The organism is Streptomyces sp. CA-146814, assembly GCF_050942385.1.
Classification (GTDB): domain Bacteria; phylum Actinomycetota; class Actinomycetes; order Streptomycetales; family Streptomycetaceae; genus Streptomyces.
On the sequence record NZ_CP192068.1, the window covers coordinates 6264296 to 6282429 of the forward strand.

An 18134-nucleotide genomic window follows, 5' to 3' on the forward strand; every position below is an offset into this window, starting at 1 on the left:
CCATGGTGCGGGCAGGGTCGAGTGAGGGCGCGCCGCGGCACAGCCCTACCGGGCCCGACGAGAACTGTGCGGGGAGCGGTACCAATTCTTCCTGGCGCATCGGCGGGCGGCAACGAGCAATTGGCGACGCTGACGGGTATCGGCCGGAATGCTACTGATATCCCTGCCCAGCTCCGGCCGGATGACGCCTCCCGTCACCCCTGAACCGCGAGGACCAGCGGACACACCCCCTGAGCTCCGGCCCGGCGCAGCAGCCGCGCGGCGACGGCCAGCGTCCAGCCGGTGTCGGAGAGGTCGTCCACGAGCAGGACCGGACCGCCCGCGGACTCCAACGCCCGCGCCAGATCCGGTTCGACGGTCAGCGCCTCGTGCAGGGCCCGCACCCGCTGTGCGCTGTTGGTCTGCGACATCGTCAGATCCTCGGTGCCCGGCGCGTACGTCACCGTCCCGAGCAGCGGCATCCGGCCGATCTCGGCGATGCGCCGGCCGAGCGACTCCACCAACTGCGGCCGGCGGCGCGAGGCCACGGTGACCACACCGACCGGCCGGGGAGCGGCGTCGGGCGCACCGGTGGCCCAGCCGCCGGGGCCCTTGGCCCAGTCCGCGAGCACGGTGACCACGGCGTCCGTGACATCGTCCGGCACCGGCGCGTCCGGTGCCTGCGCCGCCAGCATCGGGCGCAGCCGGTTGCCCCAGCCGATGTCGGAGAGCCTGCCCAGCGCCCGCCCGGCGGAGGAGAGTTCACCGGCGGGGATACGCCCCTTCAGGTCGACGCCCACCGCGGACAGACCGGTGGGCCACATCTTGCGGGGTGCCACCTCCACCCCGGGCCGGCCGAGCTCGTTGCGGGCACCGTCCAGGGCCGCGGTGGAGACCTTGTCGTCGAAGCGGGCGCCCGCGCAGTTGTCGCAGCGCCCGCACGCGGTGGCCTCCTCGTCGTCCAGCCGCAGCCGCAGGAACTCCATCCGGCACGCTGTCGTGGTGGCGTAGTCCCGCATGGCCTGCTGCTCGGCGGCCCGCTGCCGGGCGACCCAGGCGTACCGCTCGGAGTCGTAGACCCACGGCTCGCCGGTGGAGATCCAGCCGCCCTTGACCCGCTTCACCGCGCCGTCGACGTCCAGCACCTTGAGCATCGTCTCCAGGCGCGTCCGCCGAAGATCGACCAGGGGCTCCAGCGCGGGCAGGGAGAGCGGCCGCTCCGAGCCGGCCAGAACGTCCAGAGTGCGGCGCACCTGCTCCTCGGGCGGGAAGGCGACCGAGGCGAAGTACTGCCAGATCGCCTCGTCCTCCTTGCCGGGGAGCAGCAGCACCTCGGCGTGCTCGACCCCGCGCCCCGCGCGGCCGACCTGCTGGTAGTAGGCGATGGGGGAGGAGGGCGAGCCCAGGTGCACGACGAAACCGAGGTCGGGCTTGTCGAACCCCATGCCCAGCGCGGAGGTGGCGACCAGCGCCTTGACGCGGTTGGCCAGCAGATCGTCCTCGGCCTGCTGCCGGTCCGCGTTCTCCGTCCGGCCGGTGTAGGAGGCGACCGGATGCCCGTTCTGCCGCAGGTAGGCCGTGACCTCCTCGGCCGCCGCGACCGTCAGCGTATAGATGATCCCGGAACCGGGCAGCTCGCCGAGGTGGTCGCCCAGCCAGGCCAGCCGGTGCGCGGCGTTGGGCAGTTGCAGCACGCCGAGGCTCAGGCTCTCCCGGTCCAGCGGACCGCGCAGGACCAGCGCGTCCGTGCCCGCGCCCGTACCCAGCTGCTCCGCGACGTCGGCCGTCACGCGGGCGTTGGCCGTAGCAGTGGTGGCGAGCACGGGAACGCCGACCGGGAGATCGGCGAGCATGGTCCGCAACCGTCGGTAGTCCGGGCGGAAGTCGTGGCCCCAGTCGGAGATGCAGTGCGCCTCGTCGACCACCAGCAGCCCGGTCGCGGCCGCGAGCCGGGGCAGCACCTGGTCCCGGAAATCGGGGTTGTTCAGCCGCTCGGGGGAGACCAGCAGGACGTCGACCTCACCGGCCGCCACCTCGTCCTGGACGCTCTCCCACTCCTCCGTGTTGGACGAATTGATCGTGCGGGCGCTGATCCCCGCCCGCGCGGCCGCCGCGACCTGGTTGCGCATCAGCGCCAGCAGCGGCGAGACGATCACGGTCGGGCCGCTGCCCTGTGCGCGCAGCAGCGAGGTCGCCACGAAGTAGACGGCGGACTTGCCCCACCCGGTGCGCTGCACGACCAGCGCCCGGCGCTTGTCCGCGACGAGCGCCTCGATCGCCAGCCACTGGTCCTCGCGCAGCCTGGCCTCACCCGTGGGATCCCCGACGAGGCGGGCGAGGACGGAGTCGGCCGAAGCCCTGAGTGCTGCGCGATCTGCGTTGGTCATCCCCCCATGCAACCCGATGACGACCACAAACCGCGAACGGCGTGGCGAGCCTGTGGATAACGTTATCCACAGGGGTCGCGGGATCCGGCGGCCCGCGGGACCGTCGAGCCATGAACAAGCACCAGGAATCCACCGGTCCCTCCGACGGTCAGCAGATCACTCTGCGCGGCCCCGCCGAACTCGCCGACGCCCTCCCGTATCTGATGGGCTTCCACCCCGACGACAGCGTCGTGATGGTGGCCCTGCACGGCGGCCGCGGCCGGTTCGGCGGCCGCCTCCGGCTCGGCATTCCGCGGGCGCCCGGTGAATGGGGGCCGGTCGCCGAGCAGCTGGCGGAGAGCCTGATCTCGGGCAGCGAGCGGCGCGGCGGGCGGCCCGACGCGATTCTGATCTTCGTCTGCCAAGACTCGCCGGACGGTGAGAGCGGCCCGGCGACCATGGAGCGCCTGCGGCCGTTCGCCCAGAGCCTGCGTACGGCGTGCGGGGCGCTCGACGTGCCGGTCCTCGAAGCGCTCTGCATCTCGGACGGCCGGTACTGGTCCTACTGCTGCCCCAACACCCGGTGCTGCCCGCCCGACGGAAAGCCCCTGGCCATGCCCGGTACGACGGTGATGGCCGCGGCGGCCACGTACGCGGGGATCCACGTACGGGGGACGCTGCGGGAGATGGAGGCGCGGCTTGCGCCCCGGCAGAAGCCGGACGAGGCATTCGCACAGCTTCAGGCGCTGGACCGGGCCGCGGCTTCGCTGGTGCCGAGGATCCTGGACGAGAGCGCGAAGGCCCAGGCGGCTGAGGAGACCCTCACGCTCGCCCACGCACTCATGGGCCGCCTCGGCCGGTCGGGGTCCGCGCCGGAAGCCGTCTCCGACCTCGGGGACGACCGGCTGATCACCGAGGACGAGGCCGCCGCCGTCATCCTCGGCCTCCAGGACCGGGAGACCCGGGACAAGGCGGCGGCCTGGATGGAAGGCCCCGACGGCCACCGCGCGCTGAGGCTGTGGCGGACACTCGCCCGCCGCTGCGTCGGCCCGTACGGCGAGCACGCGGCGGCTCCGCTGACCCTGGCGGGCTGGGTCTCCTGGTCCACCGGCGACGAGCCCAGCGCACGGGTCGCGCTGTCCATGGCCCTGCGCGCGGATCCGGAGTACACGTTCGCGCAACTCCTGCACCGGGCCTGCAACGAGGGCCTGGACCCGGAGACCCTGCGCCGCTGCCTGCGCGGTGACGCTACGGGCTCCGATGCGACGGCCCCGGACGCCGAGGAGGCCGGTGCGGGCGCCGTAAGGGGCCCCGCCCTGCATGTCCGCGGCGTCAGGCCGGCGGCGAACCGCTCACGGCGACGCGGAAGTGACCGCCGGACGACGAACGCGCAGGGAAGCACACCGGCGCCCGCTACCGCCCGCACCGGTCCCCGCGGTGCGATGCCCGGACGCCGACCGAGCGACGTCCGGCGCTACGGCAGGCGGGGCACGGGGACACGGCGCTGACGCCGGTGGGCCGGGGCGTGGGCGGGGTGGTGGCGTGCTCCCGGCTCCCCACGCACCCACCCGCACACCCGGCTCCCCTGATCGCCGGAGTGCCCGAAGGGAGTGTTTATCGTCAGGCAGACGACTATGATCACGGCATGCCGCCCTACGACCCGTCGACCTTCCCGCCCTTCGCCGTCACCGTGGACCTGGTCGTGCTCACGGTGCGCCGTCACGCGCTCTGCGCGCTGGTGGTCCGCCGCGGGGAGACCCCGTTCCAGGGCCGGTGGGCGCTGCCCGGCGGTTTTGTCAGGACCGATGAGGACCTCGGATCCGCGGCGGCGCGGGAGCTCGTCGAGGAGACGGGGCTGTGCGCCCACGATCCGGCGAAGCCGGCCGTCGGCAACGGTGCGCATCTCGAACAGCTGGCCACCTATGGGGACCCGGCACGGGACCCCCGGATGCGGGTCGTCAGCGTGGCCCATCTCGCCCTCGCGCCGGACCTGCCCGCGCCCCGGGCCGGCGGGGACGCCCACAGCGCGCGCTGGGCGCCGGTGGAGGATCTGCTCAGGGAGGGCGAGCAGGCCACGCCGCTCGCCTTCGACCACGCGCGGATCCTCGCCGACGGTGTGGAGCGCGCCCGCTCGAAGATCGAGTACTCCTCGCTGGCCACCGCGTTCTGCCCACCGGAGTTCACGGTCGGAGAGCTGCGCCGGGTGTACGAGGCGGTGTGGGGCGTGGTCCTCGACCCCCGTAACTTCCACCGCAAGGTCACCGGCACTCCCGGGTTCCTGGTGCCGTCCGGCGGGACCACCACGCGGCAGGGCGGCCGGCCCGCGCAGCTGTTCCGGGCCGGTGCGGCCACCGTGCTCAATCCGCCGATGCTGCGGCCGGAGGTCTGACGGCGGCGCCTGTCGGCAGCCGGGGGAGTGCGGGACACCCGGGGTCCACTGCTGCACGAAAAGTCGGAAATGTCGCGTTATGTTGCTGCGGTACCCCTCTGCCGCCGAGCGGTCTCACCTTCCGCGAGAGAACGCGAGAGAAGCGATGCTCCAGGCCATCGGACTCACCAGCACCCCCCGTCGCGCCGCTCCGCCCGCCGTGGACGACCTGACCTTCGAGGCCCCGCCCGGCCGCGTCACCGCTCTGCTCGGCGCCCCCGGTTCGGGCAAGACCGCCGCCCTGCGGCTGATGCTCGAACTCGACTCCGGCCGGGGCGTCGCCTACTTCCGGGGCAGGCCGCTGCACCGCATCGCCCACCCGGCCCGCGAGGTGGGCGTGCTGCTCGGTGACGTACCGGGGCATCCGTCCCGTACGGCCCGCGGCCAGCTCCGGATGCTCTGCGCCGCCGCCGGAACGCCCGCGACCCGGGCCGACGAGATGCTCGAAGTCGTGGGCCTCGCCGGGCTCGGGGACCAGCGGCTCGGCACCCTGTCGGTCGGGATGGACCGCCGGCTCGGCCTCGCCTCCGCCCTGCTCGGAGACCCGCACACCCTCGTCCTGGACGAACCGGCGGAGGGCCTCTCCCCGCGCGAGAACAGCTGGCTGTACGGGCTGCTGCGCGCCCACGCGGCGCAGGGCGGAACCGTCCTGTACGCCACCGCCGACCCCAAGGAGGCCGCCCGCACCGCCGATCGCGTCGTCACCGTCGACGGCGGCCGGCTCGTCGCGGACCAGGAGGTCGCCGACTTCGCCCGCACCCGCCTCCGCCCCCGCGTCGCCGTCCGCACCCCGCACGCGGCCCGGCTCGCCGCGGTCGTCAGCAGAGAGGCCCGCGCCGCGCAGCGCTCGGTCGAGGTGGTCCCCGAGCCGAACGGCCGGCTCACCGTGTACGGCTCCACCTGCGCCGAGGTCGGGGACACCGCCTTCCGGCACGGCGTCCCGGTCCACCAACTCGCCGACGAGATCGGTGACACCGGCCCCGCCGCCCCGCCGGACACCGGCGAGGCCCGGCAACCCTCCGCCGCCGCGCTCTCCGAACTGCCCCCGCCCATCCGCGCCCGCCCCGCACGCGGCCCGCTGCGCCCGCTCCGCTACGAGCTGCGGCGCTCCCTGGGCGTACGGACGACGACCGTGATCATGGCGTCCGTGCTGCTGGTCTCCGCCGCGCTCTCCGTCCTGCTCGCCCGCACCGGCTCCACACCCCTGCCGCGCGCACTCGCCGCCTGGCCCGAGCTCCTGCCGCTGCCTCCCGCCGCCCTAGGCGCGGGCATCCTGGGCGCGCTCTCCTTCGGCGACGAGTTCCGCTACCCGGCGCTCGCCGCCGGACGTGGCACCGTGCCCCGGCGGATCGGCCTGCTGCTGGCCAAGCTGACGGTGACCGCCGGCTTCGCCCTCCTGCTGGCCTCGCTCGCCATCGTCGGCGGCGCGCAGGCCCTCCGGCTCTTCTACGGGCCGGAGTTGATCACCGTTCCGGCCAATGCCGTCGCGCTCGGCGCGAGTTGGGCGTGCCTGGCGGTGGGCTGCGCCTGGGCGGGGCTGCTGGCGGCGGGCGTCTTCCGGGTGGCCGGGGCCGGGATCGCCGCCGTGCTGGCCGTTCCGGTGCTGGTGGTTCCGCTGGTGCAGAAGGTGTTCGAGGCCCCGTCCGCGCGTTCGGTCACCGGACTTCCGGGCAGGCTGCGCGAACTGGCCTGGTGGCAGCTGCCGCAGGAGGCCGACCGCTGGGTCCTAGCCGTCGCGCGGGTGGTCGCGCAGCCCGTGGGCGCTGCGCTCACCCTGTCGTTGTCGGCCCTGATCTGTGCGTATCTGTTCACCAGCCTTCGCGGAAAGGTGCGTTGGTGATCACCGTGGACCGGCGTCGAGGAGAGGAGCCCGTAACTCCCTAGGAAATGCCGGGTTCATACGTATATGGCGTCAATTGCGGCGCGAGCGGCGATCACCCTTTCGTGTGCTTTTCACCAAAGACCTCAAGGGGTGGACGAGCCGCGCCGACAAAGGATGCGTGAGTACCCTTGCGCACACCATGATGACCGCCGCCCGCTCCGCCGATTCCGGCCTGGCCGGCTCGGGCGAACTCGACCGCTATCCCTATACGGAGGCGCCCGCCGGCGAGCGTGCCGCGGCCCGGCCCTGGGGCGGTTCCGATTCCGAGTTGGGGCGGGCGAGCCGCCGGGGAGCGGCCAGCCGCGGACGCGGCCTGCACGGTCAACTCGTCCAGCAGCTCGGCCAGATGATCGTCTCCGGCGACCTCGGTGCGGACCGCCCCCTCGTCCCCGAGGAGATCGGCCAGCGCTTCGAGGTCTCCCGCACCGTCGTACGCGAGTCCCTGCGCGTCCTGGAGGCCAAGGGGCTGGTCAGCGCGCGTCCCAATGTCGGTACGCGGGTCCGTCCGGTCAGCGACTGGAACCTCCTGGACCCCGACATCATCGAATGGCGCGCCTTCGGCCCGCAGCGCGACGACCAGCGCCGTGAGCTGGCCGAGCTGCGCTGGACCATCGAGCCGCTCGCCGCGCGCCTCGCCGCCGGCCACGGCCGGGAGGACCTCCAGCAGCGCCTCGGCGACATGGTGGAGATCATGGGGCACGCGATGGGACAGGGGGACGCGATCACCTTCTCCCGCGCCGACGCCGAATTCCACGCCCTGCTCATCCAGGCCGCGGGCAACCGGATGCTCGAACACCTCTCCGGCATCGTCTCGGCCGCCCTGCACGTCTCCGGCGGCCCGGTCACCGGCTGTGACCGCCCGGGCGACGCCTCGCTCGCCCACCACGCGCGCATCGTCGACGCCCTCGCCTCGGGCGACTCCGCAGGCGCGGAGACGGCCATGCGCCAACTGCTCGTCGTCCACCCCGACGTGGAGCGCGTGGTTCCCGCGCCTCGCGAGCAGCACTGACCGGTCCACGGCCGGGGTGGACAGGCATTGTGCCGCCAGGACCGCACAGGTCCGGCGGCACAATGATGAGGAGATGCCCGCCCTGGCGCGGTTCGTCCCGAATGGGGTGTGACTCGGGCCACGCGGATCGGGCGTAACACTCCTCGAAGCAGCGCGATGACTTAAGAGGTGACCGCCGCGGAAGGAATACAGCAGCCCTTGGGCGCGCTGTTCAGTTCCGAGGCCAAACCCGCGCCGTCGGCGACATCCCCAGTCGACGGTCGTCGGTTCCAGCCCTCCCCAGGGCAGGGCCGGAAGCCGTTTCCATCGTTCCGAGAGGTTGTTCGTGTCGGCCAGCACATCCCGTACGCTCCCGCCGGAGATCGCCGAGTCCGAGTCTGTGATGGCGCTCATCGAGCGGGGAAAGGCTGATGGGCAGATCGCCGGCGATGACGTGCGTCGGGCCTTCGAGGCTGACCAGATTCCGCCAACCCAGTGGAAGAACGTTCTGCGCAGCCTCAACCAGATCCTCGAGGAAGAGGGTGTGACGCTGATGGTCAGTGCCGCGGAGTCGCCGAAGCGCGCCCGCAAGAGCGTCGCAGCGAAGAGCCCGGTCAAGCGCACCGCCACCAAGACTGTCGCGGCGAAGACCACCGTGACGAGGACCGTCGCGGCCACCGCCGCCCCGGCGGCCGAGAGCGCGGACGCGGTGGCCGACGACGCCGTCCCGGCCGCCCCCGCGAAGAAGGCGGCAGCCAAGAAGACGGCTGCCAAGAAGACCGCCGTGAAGAAGACGGCGGCCAAGAAGACAGCGGCGAAGAAGTCCGGCAAGCAGGACGACGAGCTGCTCGACGGTGACGAGGCCGTCGAAGAGGTCAAGGCGGGCAAGGGCGGCGAGGAAGAGGAGGGCGAAGGCGAGAACAAGGGCTTCGTCCTCTCCGACGACGACGAGGACGACGCACCTGCCCAGCAGGTCGCCGTCGCCGGCGCCACCGCCGACCCGGTCAAGGACTACCTCAAGCAGATCGGCAAGGTCCCGCTCCTCAACGCCGAGCAGGAGGTCGAGCTCGCCAAGCGCATCGAGGCCGGTCTCTTCGCCGAGGACAAGCTCGCCAACGCCGACAAGCTCGCGCCGAAGCTCAAGCGCGAGCTGGAGATCATCGCCGAGGACGGCCGCCGCGCCAAGAACCACCTCCTGGAGGCCAACCTCCGCCTGGTGGTCTCGCTGGCCAAGCGCTACACCGGCCGCGGCATGCTCTTCCTGGACCTGATCCAGGAGGGCAACCTCGGTCTGATCCGCGCGGTCGAGAAGTTCGACTACACCAAGGGCTACAAGTTCTCCACGTACGCCACCTGGTGGATCCGTCAGGCGATCACCCGCGCCATGGCCGACCAGGCCCGCACCATCCGTATCCCGGTGCACATGGTCGAGGTCATCAACAAGCTCGCGCGCGTCCAGCGCCAGATGCTCCAGGACCTGGGCCGTGAGCCCACCCCGGAGGAGCTGGCCAAGGAGCTCGACATGACCCCGGAGAAGGTCATCGAGGTCCAGAAGTACGGTCGCGAGCCGATCTCGCTGCACACCCCGCTCGGTGAGGACGGCGACAGCGAGTTCGGTGACCTGATCGAGGACTCCGAGGCCGTCGTCCCGGCGGACGCGGTCAGCTTCACGCTCCTCCAGGAGCAGCTGCACTCGGTGCTCGACACGCTCTCCGAGCGTGAGGCCGGCGTGGTCTCGATGCGCTTCGGTCTCACCGACGGCCAGCCGAAGACGCTGGACGAGATCGGCAAGGTCTACGGCGTGACGCGTGAGCGCATCCGTCAGATCGAGTCGAAGACGATGTCGAAGCTCCGTCACCCGTCGCGTTCGCAGGTCCTGCGCGACTACCTGGACTAGAACACAGGGCGGAAGATTCACCGCCGGAGGGCCCGGATCCCAGGGGATCCGGGCCCTCCGGCGTGTCCGCGGGTGCGCAGGCGGACGGGCTGGATCACGCTGGGTGGATCGTTGCCACCTCAGCGTCAGGAGCCTTCATGCCCCGTCCCGTCGTCCGTGCCCTGACCGGGTTCCTCGCCCTGACCGCGGCGGCCGCCGTGGCGCCGCTCGCGGCCCCGCTCCCGGCCGCCGCCGACAGCGTCGTCGTCGGCGGACAGCCCGCCCCGGTGGCGGACAGCCCGTGGGTGGTGGCCCTGTCGAGCCGTGAGCGTTTCGGCGGAGCGCGCTCGGGCCAGTTCTGCGGCGGCGTCGCCGTGGCGCCCACGAAGATCCTGACGGTCGCCCACTGTCTGGGTGAAGAGGCCCTCGGCGCACCGGTGAGCCGGGTGCGGGACCTGCGCGTCATCGCCGGACGGGACCGGCTGAGCGGCACCGCCGGTCAGGAGATCCCGGTCCGGACGGTCTGGGTCAATCCCGCGTACGACCCCGACACCAACGCCGGAGACCTCGCGGTGCTGACCCTCTCCCGCGCGCTGCCGAGGAGCGGCGTCATCCCGATGGCGCGGGCCGGGGACGAGGCGTACCGGGCCGGGACGGGGGCGGCGGTCTACGGGTGGGGTGACACGACGGGAGCCGGTACGTACGCCTCCGTGCTGCGCTCCGCCCGGGTCCAGGTCCTGCCGGACGCCGAGTGCGCCCGGGCCTACCCGGGCGGCAGGGAGGGCACGTACGACGCCTCAGGGATGCTCTGCGCGGGCGATCCGAGGGGCGGGCGGGACGCGTGCCAGGGCGACAGCGGCGGGCCGCTGGTGGCCCGTGGGCGGCTCATCGGCCTGGTGTCCTGGGGGAGCGGCTGCGGGCGGGCGGGCAGCCCCGGGGTGTACACCCGGGTCTCGGCCGCCGTGAAGTGGGCCGAGGGCCGCGTCTGAGCGGTTGAGCGGGGAGCGGAGGCCTGCCGGAGAACACGAGAACGGGCGGCACCCCGGAGGGGGTGCCGCCCGTCGGCCGGTCCTGGACCGGCCCCTGGCTCGTCGTGGATGCGAGGTGTCAGTGTTGGTCCTCGTCGGCGGTCGCCTGCACGGCGGTGAGCCGATCCGTCTCATCCTGTATTTCCGCGGCGATCTTCTTGAGTTCCGGCTCGAACTTGCGCCCGTGGTGGGCGCAGAAGAGCAGTTCACCGCCGCTGATCAGGACGACGCGCAGATAGGCCTGGGCGCCGCAACGGTCACAGCGGTCTGCTGCGGTCAGCGGGCTCGCGGGGGTCAGAACAGTAGTCACGTCGCCTCTTCTCTAGCTCGACGAGCTGTCGTACCAGGGTCAACATCCAACCAGGCCGAAAACGTTCCCGCTCGTGGCTTTTTTTCGAAACTTCTTCTCGGGATGGCTGTCAGTTGCCGGTTGGCGGCGAATGTGCCGTATGCGGAGCGCTACGGTTTCGCATTGCTTGTCTTGGGGGTGGGTCCCGCCGGCCGGCTTGCCGGTGTGTTCATGAGGACGTGCCCGGAGCCTAAATGGTTCATGCCTCGAAGGGAACGTGATGTGCACGTCACTCCGACGAATGATCGAACATCCATGCGAGCCCGGATGGGGCTCGTCTAGCATGAGGATTCCCCGAGGGTGGCGTTACAACCGCTCTACCAGGCCTCTGTAGGCTCTCAGCGGCAACCGAAGCCGACCGTGATACCCACCAAGGGCCCAGATGAAATTCAGCGAGGAGCGAACCGCGTGACCGCCGAAACGTCCGTGCCGTCCACCGCGATGCTGACCGCAGCAGGCGGCGACCGGGACAGCTCCAACTACACCGCGCGGCACCTTCTCGTCCTCGAAGGACTTGAGGCGGTCCGCAAGCGCCCCGGGATGTACATCGGGTCCACCGACAGCCGTGGCCTCATGCACTGTCTCTGGGAGATCATCGACAACTCCGTCGACGAGGCCCTCGGCGGTCACTGCGACCAGATCGAGGTCATCCTCCACGACGACGCCTCCGTGGAGGTCCGGGACAACGGACGCGGCATCCCCGTGGACGTCGAGCCCAAGACCGGCCTCTCCGGCATCGAGGTCGTCATGACCAAGCTGCACGCCGGCGGCAAGTTCGGCGGCGGCTCCTACGCCGCCTCCGGCGGCCTCCACGGCGTCGGCGCCTCCGTGGTCAACGCCCTCTCCGCCCGCCTGGACGTCGAGGTCGACCGCAACAGCGCGACCCACTCCATCAGCTTCCGCCGCGGCGTCCCCGGCATGTTCACCGAGCAGGGCCCCGACAGCCCCTTCGACCCCGCCAACGGCCTCCGCAAGGGCAAGCGGGTCCCGAAGACCCGTACCGGTACCCGGGTCAGGTACTGGGCGGACCGGCAGATCTTCCTCAAGGACGCCAAGCTCAACCTGGAGACGCTCCACCAGCGCGCCCGCCAGACCGCCTTCCTCGTCCCGGGCCTCACCATCGTCGTCCGCGACGAGCGCGGTCTCGACGGCGAGGGCAAGACGGAGGAGACGTTCCGCTTCGACGGCGGCATCAGCGAGTTCTGCGAGTACCTGGCGCAGGACAAGGCCGTCTGCGACGTCCAGCGGCTGACCGGCACGGGCACCTTCAAGGAGACCGTCCCGGTCCTCGACGACCGCGGCCACATGACCGCGACCGAGGTCACCCGCGAGCTCGGCGTCGACATCGCGCTGCGCTGGGGCACCGGCTACGACACCACCGTCCGCTCCTTCGTCAACATCATCGCCACCCCCAAGGGCGGCACCCACGTCAGCGGTTTCGAGCGCTCGCTGACCAAGACGGTGAACGAGGCGCTCCGCTCCCAGAAGCTGCTCCGGGTCGCCGAGGACGACGTGGTGAAGGACGACGCCCTGGAAGGGCTCACCGCCGTCGTCACCGTACGGCTGGCGGAGCCGCAGTTCGAGGGGCAGACCAAGGAGGTGCTCGGCACCTCGGCGGCCAACCGGATCGTCGCGGGTGTGGTCGCCAAGGAGCTGAAGGCGTTCCTGACCTCCACCAAGCGGGACGCCAAGGCGCAGGCCCGCGCGGTCCTGGAGAAGGCCGTCGCCGCCGCCCGTACGCGGATCGCGGCCCGTCAGCACAAGGACGCCCAGCGCCGTAAGACCGCGCTGGAGTCCTCCTCGCTGCCGGCCAAGCTCGCCGACTGCCGCAGCGACGACGTGGAGCGCAGCGAGCTCTTCATCGTCGAGGGAGACTCGGCGCTCGGCACCGCCAAGCTGGCGCGGAACAGCGAGTTCCAGGCGCTCCTGCCGATCCGCGGCAAGATCCTCAACGTCCAGAAGTCGTCCGTCTCGGACATGCTGAAGAACGCCGAGTGCGGCGCCATCATCCAGGTCATAGGAGCCGGGTCCGGCCGGACCTTCGACATCGACGCCGCGCGGTACGGCAAGGTCATCATGATGACCGACGCCGATGTGGACGGCTCCCACATCCGTACGCTGCTGCTGACCCTCTTCCAGCGCTACATGCGCCCGATGGTCGAGGCCGGACGGGTCTTCGCCGCCGTGCCGCCACTGCACCGGATCGAGCTGGTCCAGCCCAGGAAGGGCCAGGACAAGTACGTGTACACGTACTCGGACAGCGAACTGCGCCAGACGCTGCTGGAGTTCCAGCGCAAGAACGTGCGCGTCAAGGAGTCCATCCAGCGCTACAAGGGCCTCGGTGAGATGGACGCCGACCAGCTGGCCGAGACCACGATGGACCCGCGCCACCGCACGCTGCGCCGGATCAACATCGGGGACCTGGAATCCTCCGAGCAGGTCTTCGACCTCCTGATGGGCAACGAGGTCGCGCCCCGCAAGGAGTTCATCACCAGCTCGGCGGCGACCCTGGACCGCTCGCGCATCGACGCGTAGGGAGCCGTACAAGCTCGTCGCGGCCCCCGCCCTCCCGGACCACCGGGAGGGCGGGGGCCGCCCGCGTTCAAGGTCTCTGTCACCTGAAGAGGTGAATTCGGGCGAATGACGCACCCGGGGTCTTCCTCCACCACCCATCGTGGGCCACGCGGCCGTCCGTGGACAAGGGAGTTGCTCGGTGGAGAAGGATGCAGGGCCGGCCGTCGCGGGAGTGCGGCTCGACGACCCGTGGTACGAGGCGTCGGCCGCGGACTGGGACGAGGCGGACGGCGTGGACGGCGCGGCGGACGGCCCGCCCGGCCCCGGGGAGCACCGGCCCAGCGCGGCCGAGATCTACCTGGAGGTGCACCGGAGCGAGGCCTTCCGCGAGGTGCGCCGCCGCTACCGCCGTTTCGTGGCGCCCGCCGCGCTCGCCTTCCTCCTCTGGTACCTCGCGTACGTCGTCGCGGCCACCACCGCGCCCGCGCTGATGGCCCGCCCGGTCGCCGGAGCGGTCAACGTGGCGATGGTGGCGGGCCTCGGCCAGTTCCTCACCACCTTCCTGCTGACCTGGGCGTACGCCCGCCACGCGCGGCTGCGCAGGGACCGGGCGGCGCTCGACCTGCGGTGGGACACACAGGAGCTGACGCGGGGCGCCGAACAGCAGGCGACGGGAGGGCGGGGACGTTGAGAGGCGACCACCAGACACTCGCCCTGCTGCTGTTCTGCGCGTTCATCGCGGTGACGCTCTTCATCACCACCTGGGTCAGCCGCAACCGGCAGGGCTCCGCCGAGGAGTTCTACGCCGGCGGACGCCTCTTCTCGCCGATGGAGAACGGATTCGCCATCGCCGGCGACTACATGTCCGCCGCCTCCTTCCTCGGCATCTCCGGGCTGATCGCCCTCTTCGGCTACGACGGCATGCTCTACTCGGTCGGCTTCCTGGTCGCCTGGCTGGTGGTCCTGCTGCTGGTCGCCGAACTCGTCCGCAACTGCGGCCGGTACACCCTCGCCGACGTGGTCGCCGCCCGGATGGCCGAGCGCCCGGTCCGCACCGCGCTCGGCACCTCCTCCGTCACCGTCTCCGTGCTCTACCTGGTCGCCCAGATGGTCGGCGCGGGCTCCCTGGTGGCCCTGCTGCTCGGCGGGACGAGCGAGGCGGCCCGCACGTGGACCGTGGTCGGCGTCGGCGCGCTGATGGTCATCTACGTCTCCTTCGGCGGGATGCGCGCCACCACCTGGATCCAGATCGTCAAGGCCGTACTGCTGATGGGCGGAGCCGTCGCGCTCACGGTGCTCGTCCTGGTCCACTTCCGCGGTGACGTCAACAGCCTGCTGAACACCGCCGCCGAACGCAGCGGCCACGGCAAGGACTTCCTCGCCCCCGGCCTGCGCTACGGCGGCGACTGGACCGCGCGCTTCGACTTCATCAGCCTCGGTGTGGCCCTCGTCCTCGGCACGGCGGGGCTGCCGCACATCCTGGCGCGCTTCTACACCGTGCCCACCGCCCGCGCCGCGCGCCGGTCCGTCGTCTGGTCCATCGGCCTCATCGGCAGCTTCTACCTGATGACGATCGTGCTCGGCTTCGGCGCCGCCGCCCTGGTCGGCTCCGCCGAGGTCCGCTCCTCGAACGCCGCCGGCAACACCGCCGTGCCGCTGCTGGCCCTCGACCTCGGCGGCGGTGAGGGTTCCACCGGCGGAACGGTTCTCTTCGCCATCGTCGCCGCCATCGCCTTCGCCACGATCCTCGCCGTCGTCGCGGGCATCACGCTGGCCTCCTCGGCCTCCGTCGCCCATGACCTGTACGCCTCGCTCCGGCGCCCGGGCCGCAAGCAGTACGGCGAAGTGGCCGTCGCCCGAGTCGCCGCCGCCGTCATCGGCGCGGTCGCCATCGCGCTCGGCCTCCTCGCGCAGAACCTCAACGTGGCCTTCCTCGTCGGCCTCGCCTTCGCGGTGGCCGCGTCGGCCAACCTGCCGGCGCTGCTCTACTCGCTGTTCTGGCGGAACTTCACGACCCGGGGAGCCGTTTGGGCGGTGTACGGAGGCCTCGTCCCGGCCGTCGCCCTGGTCCTGGTCTCACCCGTCGTCTCGGGCAGCCCGGCGTCACTCTTCCCGGGCGTCGACTTCCAGCTCTTCCCACTGGAGAACCCGGGGCTGGTCTCGATCCCGCTCGGCTTCCTGGCGGGCTGGCTCGGCACGGTCACCTCGCCCGAGAAGCCGGACGAGGCCAAGCACGCCGAGAGCGAGGTCCGGGCGCTGACGGGGGCGGGAGCGGCGTAGGGACTCCGCGTACGGGGGCGGCGTGAGCGAGGACCGTCAGGCCCACGCGTACCGGTGCTCCGGGCGGCCCGTCTCGCCGTACCGCAGCGTCAACCGGACCTTCCCCGTCCGCTCCAGCAGCTTCAGATAGCGCTGCGCCGTCTGCCGGCTCATCCCCGCGCTCTCCGCGACCTCCTGCGCGGAGAGCGGGCCGTCCGCGTCGCGCAGCGCCCGCCGGACCAGTTCGGCGGTGGTGGGGGAGTGGCCCTTCGGCAGCTCCGGCTCGCCCGCCGCCCACAGAGCGCCGAAGAGCCGGTCCACCTCCGCCTGCTCGGCCTGTCCGCCGCCGTCGAGGGTCCGGCGCAGCGCCGCGTACGCCTCCAGCTTCGAGCGGAGACCGGCGTACGTGAACGGCTTCACCAGGTACTGGAGCGCGCCGTGCCGCATGGCGTCCTGCACGGTCGCCACGTCACGGGCGGCGGTCACCATGATCACGTCGACCTGGCGGCCCAGTCGGCGCAGCTCCCGTACGACGGCGAGGCCGTTGCGGTCCGGGAGGTAGTGGTCCAGCAGGATCAGGTTCACCGGCACCTCCTCGACCACGGCCAGAGCCTGCGCCGCCGAGTGGGCCTGCGCGGCCACCCGGAATCCGGCGACCTTGGCGACGTACGCGGCGTTGATCCCCGCCACCCGCACGTCGTCGTCCACGATCAGGACCTGGATCACCGTTCGCCTCCCGTCGTGGGGCCCGCCGCGCCGAGCGCCTCCGGCAGGACCACCGTGAAGACCGCGCCGCCGCCGTCGGCCCCGGCGACGGTCACGCCGCCGCCCTGGCGCTCCGCGAGCCGCCGGACCAGCGGCAGCCCGAGGCCTCGCTTGCCGTGGGCCGGGAGGTCCTTGGTGGACCAGCCCTCGGTGAAGATCGAGCCGTACCGCTCCGGTGCGATCCCGGGGCCGCTGTCGCTCACCCGCAGCACCACCGTACGGCCCTCGGCCCGCAGCCCGACCTCGATCCGGGCGTCCGCCGACCCGGCCGCCGCGTCCGTGGCGTTGTCGACCAGGTTGCCGACCACCGTGACCAGGCCGCGCGGGTCCACCACCCGGTCCGGCAGCAGCGTGCCGGGCGCCAGCCGCAGCGAGACACCGCGCTCGGCGGCGACCGTCGTCTTGCCGACGAGCAGCGCGGCCAGCAGCGGGTCCCGCACCTTCTCGGTGACCTGCTCCGCCGTCGCCCGGTGGACGCCCACCACCTCCGTGACGAACTCCATGGCGTCCTCGTGCATCTCCAGCTCCAGCAGCCCCAGCAGGGTGTGGAGCCGGTTGGCGTGTTCGTGGTCCTGGGCGCGCAGCGCGTCGATCAGGCCGGTGGTGGAGTCCAGCTCGCGGCCGAGGTGTTCGAGCTCGGTCCGGTCGCGCAGGGTCACCACGGCCCCGCCGTCGTCCGTCTCCATCCGGTTGGCCAGCAGCACCCGGCTGCCCTGGACGGCCAGCAGATCGTCGCCCACCACCCGGCCCGCCAGCACATCGGCCGTTCTGCCGCCGTCCAGCACCTCCTCCAGCGGCCGGCCCGCCGCCTCGGGGCCGAGCCCCAGCAGCCGCTGCGCCTCGTCGTTCAGCAGCCGGATCCGGCCCGTCCCGTCGAGCGCGACGACCCCTTCGCGGATGGAGTGCAGCATCGCCTCGCGCTCGGTCAGCAGCGCCGAGATGTCGGAGAACGCCAGGTCATGGGTCTGCCGCTGCAGCCGGCGGGAGATCAGGTACGCGGCGAGCGCGCCGACGGCCAGGGCGGTTCCGGCGTACGCGAGAAGCCCCGGGATCGCGCCGAGGAGGCGGGCGCGCACGCTGTCGTACTCGATCCCGACCGAGACCGCGCCGACCACCTCGTTCCCAGGGTCGCGCAACGGCACCTTGCCCCGGGCCGAGCGGCCCAGCGTCCCGCTGTCGATCTCCATGACCTCCCGGCCGCGCAGCGCGTCCCCGGGGTCGGTGGAGACCACCTCGCCGATCCGGTCCGCCTCCGGGTGCGACCAGCGCACGCCCCGGCGGTCCAGCACCACGACGTACTCCGCGCCGGTCGCCCGCCGTATCTCCTCGGCGGCGGACTGTACGGGGCCGAGCGCGGACGGCTCCGTGGTGCGCAGGTCCTCCGCGATGCCGGGCTGGGCGGCCGTGCTCTGCGCGATGGCCAGCGCGCGGCGCATCGCCTCGTCGTCGAGCTGGTCGCTGAGAGGAGCCAGGAACAGGCCGGTGACCAGCACGGTGACGCCCGTGATGATGGCCAGCTGCATCAGCAGCACCTGGGAGAAGACCCGCTGCGGCCAGCCGAACCGGCGCGGCGCCCGGCCGGAGAGGGGTGCGGCGTTCATCGTAGAGACGGTAAGGGGCAGGGCGACCGGGCGGAAATCCGCCGGGTTCGCCAGCCCGTTCCCCTTGCCTGGCGGCGCGGCTTCTGTGAGCGTTCTCGT

General features: G+C 72.1%; 13 protein-coding genes. 9 read left to right on the forward strand and 4 right to left on the reverse strand.

The features are described 5' to 3' along the window. Positions 1–194 precede the first annotated feature (194 nt). Complete coding sequence (locus ACQP09_RS28095; protein WP_433404504.1) at positions 195–2366, reverse strand: RecQ family ATP-dependent DNA helicase; 2172 nt, start codon at positions 2364–2366, stop codon at positions 195–197. A gap of 110 nt (positions 2367–2476) precedes the next feature. Here ACQP09_RS28095 and ACQP09_RS28100 point away from each other — a divergent pair, with 110 nt between their 5' ends. The 6 genes from ACQP09_RS28100 (at position 2477) to ACQP09_RS28125 (ending at position 10508) form a co-directional block, all read left to right on the forward strand. Further along, positions 2477–3853 carry a DUF4192 domain-containing protein gene (locus ACQP09_RS28100; RefSeq protein WP_433404507.1) on the forward strand — a complete coding sequence of 459 codons (1377 nt, stop codon included), beginning with the start codon at positions 2477–2479 and terminating at the stop codon, positions 3851–3853. A 137-nt stretch (positions 3854–3990) separates the two neighbouring features. Next, positions 3991–4734, forward strand: a complete 744-nt coding sequence (locus ACQP09_RS28105; protein ID WP_432151700.1) for an NUDIX hydrolase — start codon at positions 3991–3993, stop codon at positions 4732–4734. A gap of 145 nt (positions 4735–4879) precedes the next feature. Then, positions 4880–6613 (forward strand): ATP-binding cassette domain-containing protein, encoded by a 1734-nt coding sequence (locus tag ACQP09_RS28110; RefSeq protein WP_433404509.1) that lies wholly within the window; start codon positions 4880–4882, stop codon positions 6611–6613. 160 nt (positions 6614–6773) lie between these two features. Continuing rightward, the gene (locus ACQP09_RS28115) at positions 6774–7664 is read left to right on the forward strand and encodes a FadR/GntR family transcriptional regulator (protein WP_432151702.1); all 891 of its coding nucleotides are present in this window, start codon (positions 6774–6776) and stop codon (positions 7662–7664) included. A gap of 325 nt (positions 7665–7989) precedes the next feature. After that, positions 7990–9540 (forward strand): RNA polymerase sigma factor, encoded by a 1551-nt coding sequence (locus tag ACQP09_RS28120; protein WP_433404512.1) that lies wholly within the window; start codon positions 7990–7992, stop codon positions 9538–9540. A gap of 137 nt (positions 9541–9677) precedes the next feature. After that, positions 9678–10508: a S1 family serine peptidase gene (locus tag ACQP09_RS28125; protein WP_433404515.1), complete on the forward strand. Its 831-nt coding sequence runs from the start codon at positions 9678–9680 to the stop codon at positions 10506–10508. Between the two features lie 118 nt (positions 10509–10626). Here ACQP09_RS28125 and ACQP09_RS28130 read toward each other — a convergent pair whose 3' ends face one another. After that, entirely contained in the window at positions 10627–10857 is a 231-nt protein-coding gene (locus ACQP09_RS28130; protein WP_018516290.1) for a DUF7455 domain-containing protein, read from the reverse strand. 447 nt (positions 10858–11304) lie between these two features. On the opposite strand from ACQP09_RS28130, the gene ACQP09_RS28135 reads away from it, so the two are divergent. The 3 genes from ACQP09_RS28135 to ACQP09_RS28145 all read left to right on the forward strand — a co-directional run bounded on the left by ACQP09_RS28135 (position 11305) and on the right by ACQP09_RS28145 (position 15690). After that, positions 11305–13431 (forward strand): DNA gyrase/topoisomerase IV subunit B, encoded by a 2127-nt coding sequence (locus ACQP09_RS28135; RefSeq protein WP_433404518.1) that lies wholly within the window; start codon positions 11305–11307, stop codon positions 13429–13431. A 178-nt stretch (positions 13432–13609) separates the two neighbouring features. After that, positions 13610–14101 (forward strand): DUF485 domain-containing protein, encoded by a 492-nt coding sequence (locus ACQP09_RS28140; protein ID WP_433404521.1) that lies wholly within the window; start codon positions 13610–13612, stop codon positions 14099–14101. Beyond that, complete coding sequence (locus ACQP09_RS28145; protein WP_433404524.1) at positions 14098–15690, forward strand: solute symporter family protein; 1593 nt, start codon at positions 14098–14100, stop codon at positions 15688–15690. Before ACQP09_RS28140 ends, ACQP09_RS28145 begins: the two co-directional genes overlap by 4 nt. A 36-nt stretch (positions 15691–15726) precedes the next feature. On the opposite strand, the gene ACQP09_RS28150 is transcribed toward ACQP09_RS28145, so the two are convergent. Both ACQP09_RS28150 and ACQP09_RS28155 read right to left on the reverse strand, forming a co-directional pair. After that, the gene (locus ACQP09_RS28150) at positions 15727–16395 is read right to left on the reverse strand and encodes a response regulator (protein ID WP_433404527.1); all 669 of its coding nucleotides are present in this window, start codon (positions 16393–16395) and stop codon (positions 15727–15729) included. Next, complete coding sequence (locus ACQP09_RS28155; RefSeq protein ID WP_433404530.1) at positions 16392–18035, reverse strand: ATP-binding protein; 1644 nt, start codon at positions 18033–18035, stop codon at positions 16392–16394. Before ACQP09_RS28155 ends, ACQP09_RS28150 begins: the two co-directional genes overlap by 4 nt. Between the last annotated feature and the right edge of the window lie 99 nt (positions 18036–18134).

Bases quoted from the DNA above. Each gene is read 5' to 3' on its own strand.
- ACQP09_RS28105 (WP_432151700.1), top strand. From the start codon at position 3,991: ATGCCGCCCTACGACCCGTCGACCTTCCCGCCCTTCGCCGTCACCGTG.
- ACQP09_RS28125 (WP_433404515.1), top strand. From the start codon at position 9,678: ATGCCCCGTCCCGTCGTCCGTGCCCTGACCGGGTTCCTCGCCCTGACC.
- ACQP09_RS28100 (WP_433404507.1), top strand. From the start codon at position 2,477: ATGAACAAGCACCAGGAATCCACCGGTCCCTCCGACGGTCAGCAGATC.
- ACQP09_RS28155 (WP_433404530.1), bottom strand. From the start codon at position 18,035: ATGAACGCCGCACCCCTCTCCGGCCGGGCGCCGCGCCGGTTCGGCTGG.
- ACQP09_RS28095 (WP_433404504.1), bottom strand. From the start codon at position 2,366: ATGACCAACGCAGATCGCGCAGCACTCAGGGCTTCGGCCGACTCCGTC.
- ACQP09_RS28110 (WP_433404509.1), top strand. From the start codon at position 4,880: ATGCTCCAGGCCATCGGACTCACCAGCACCCCCCGTCGCGCCGCTCCG.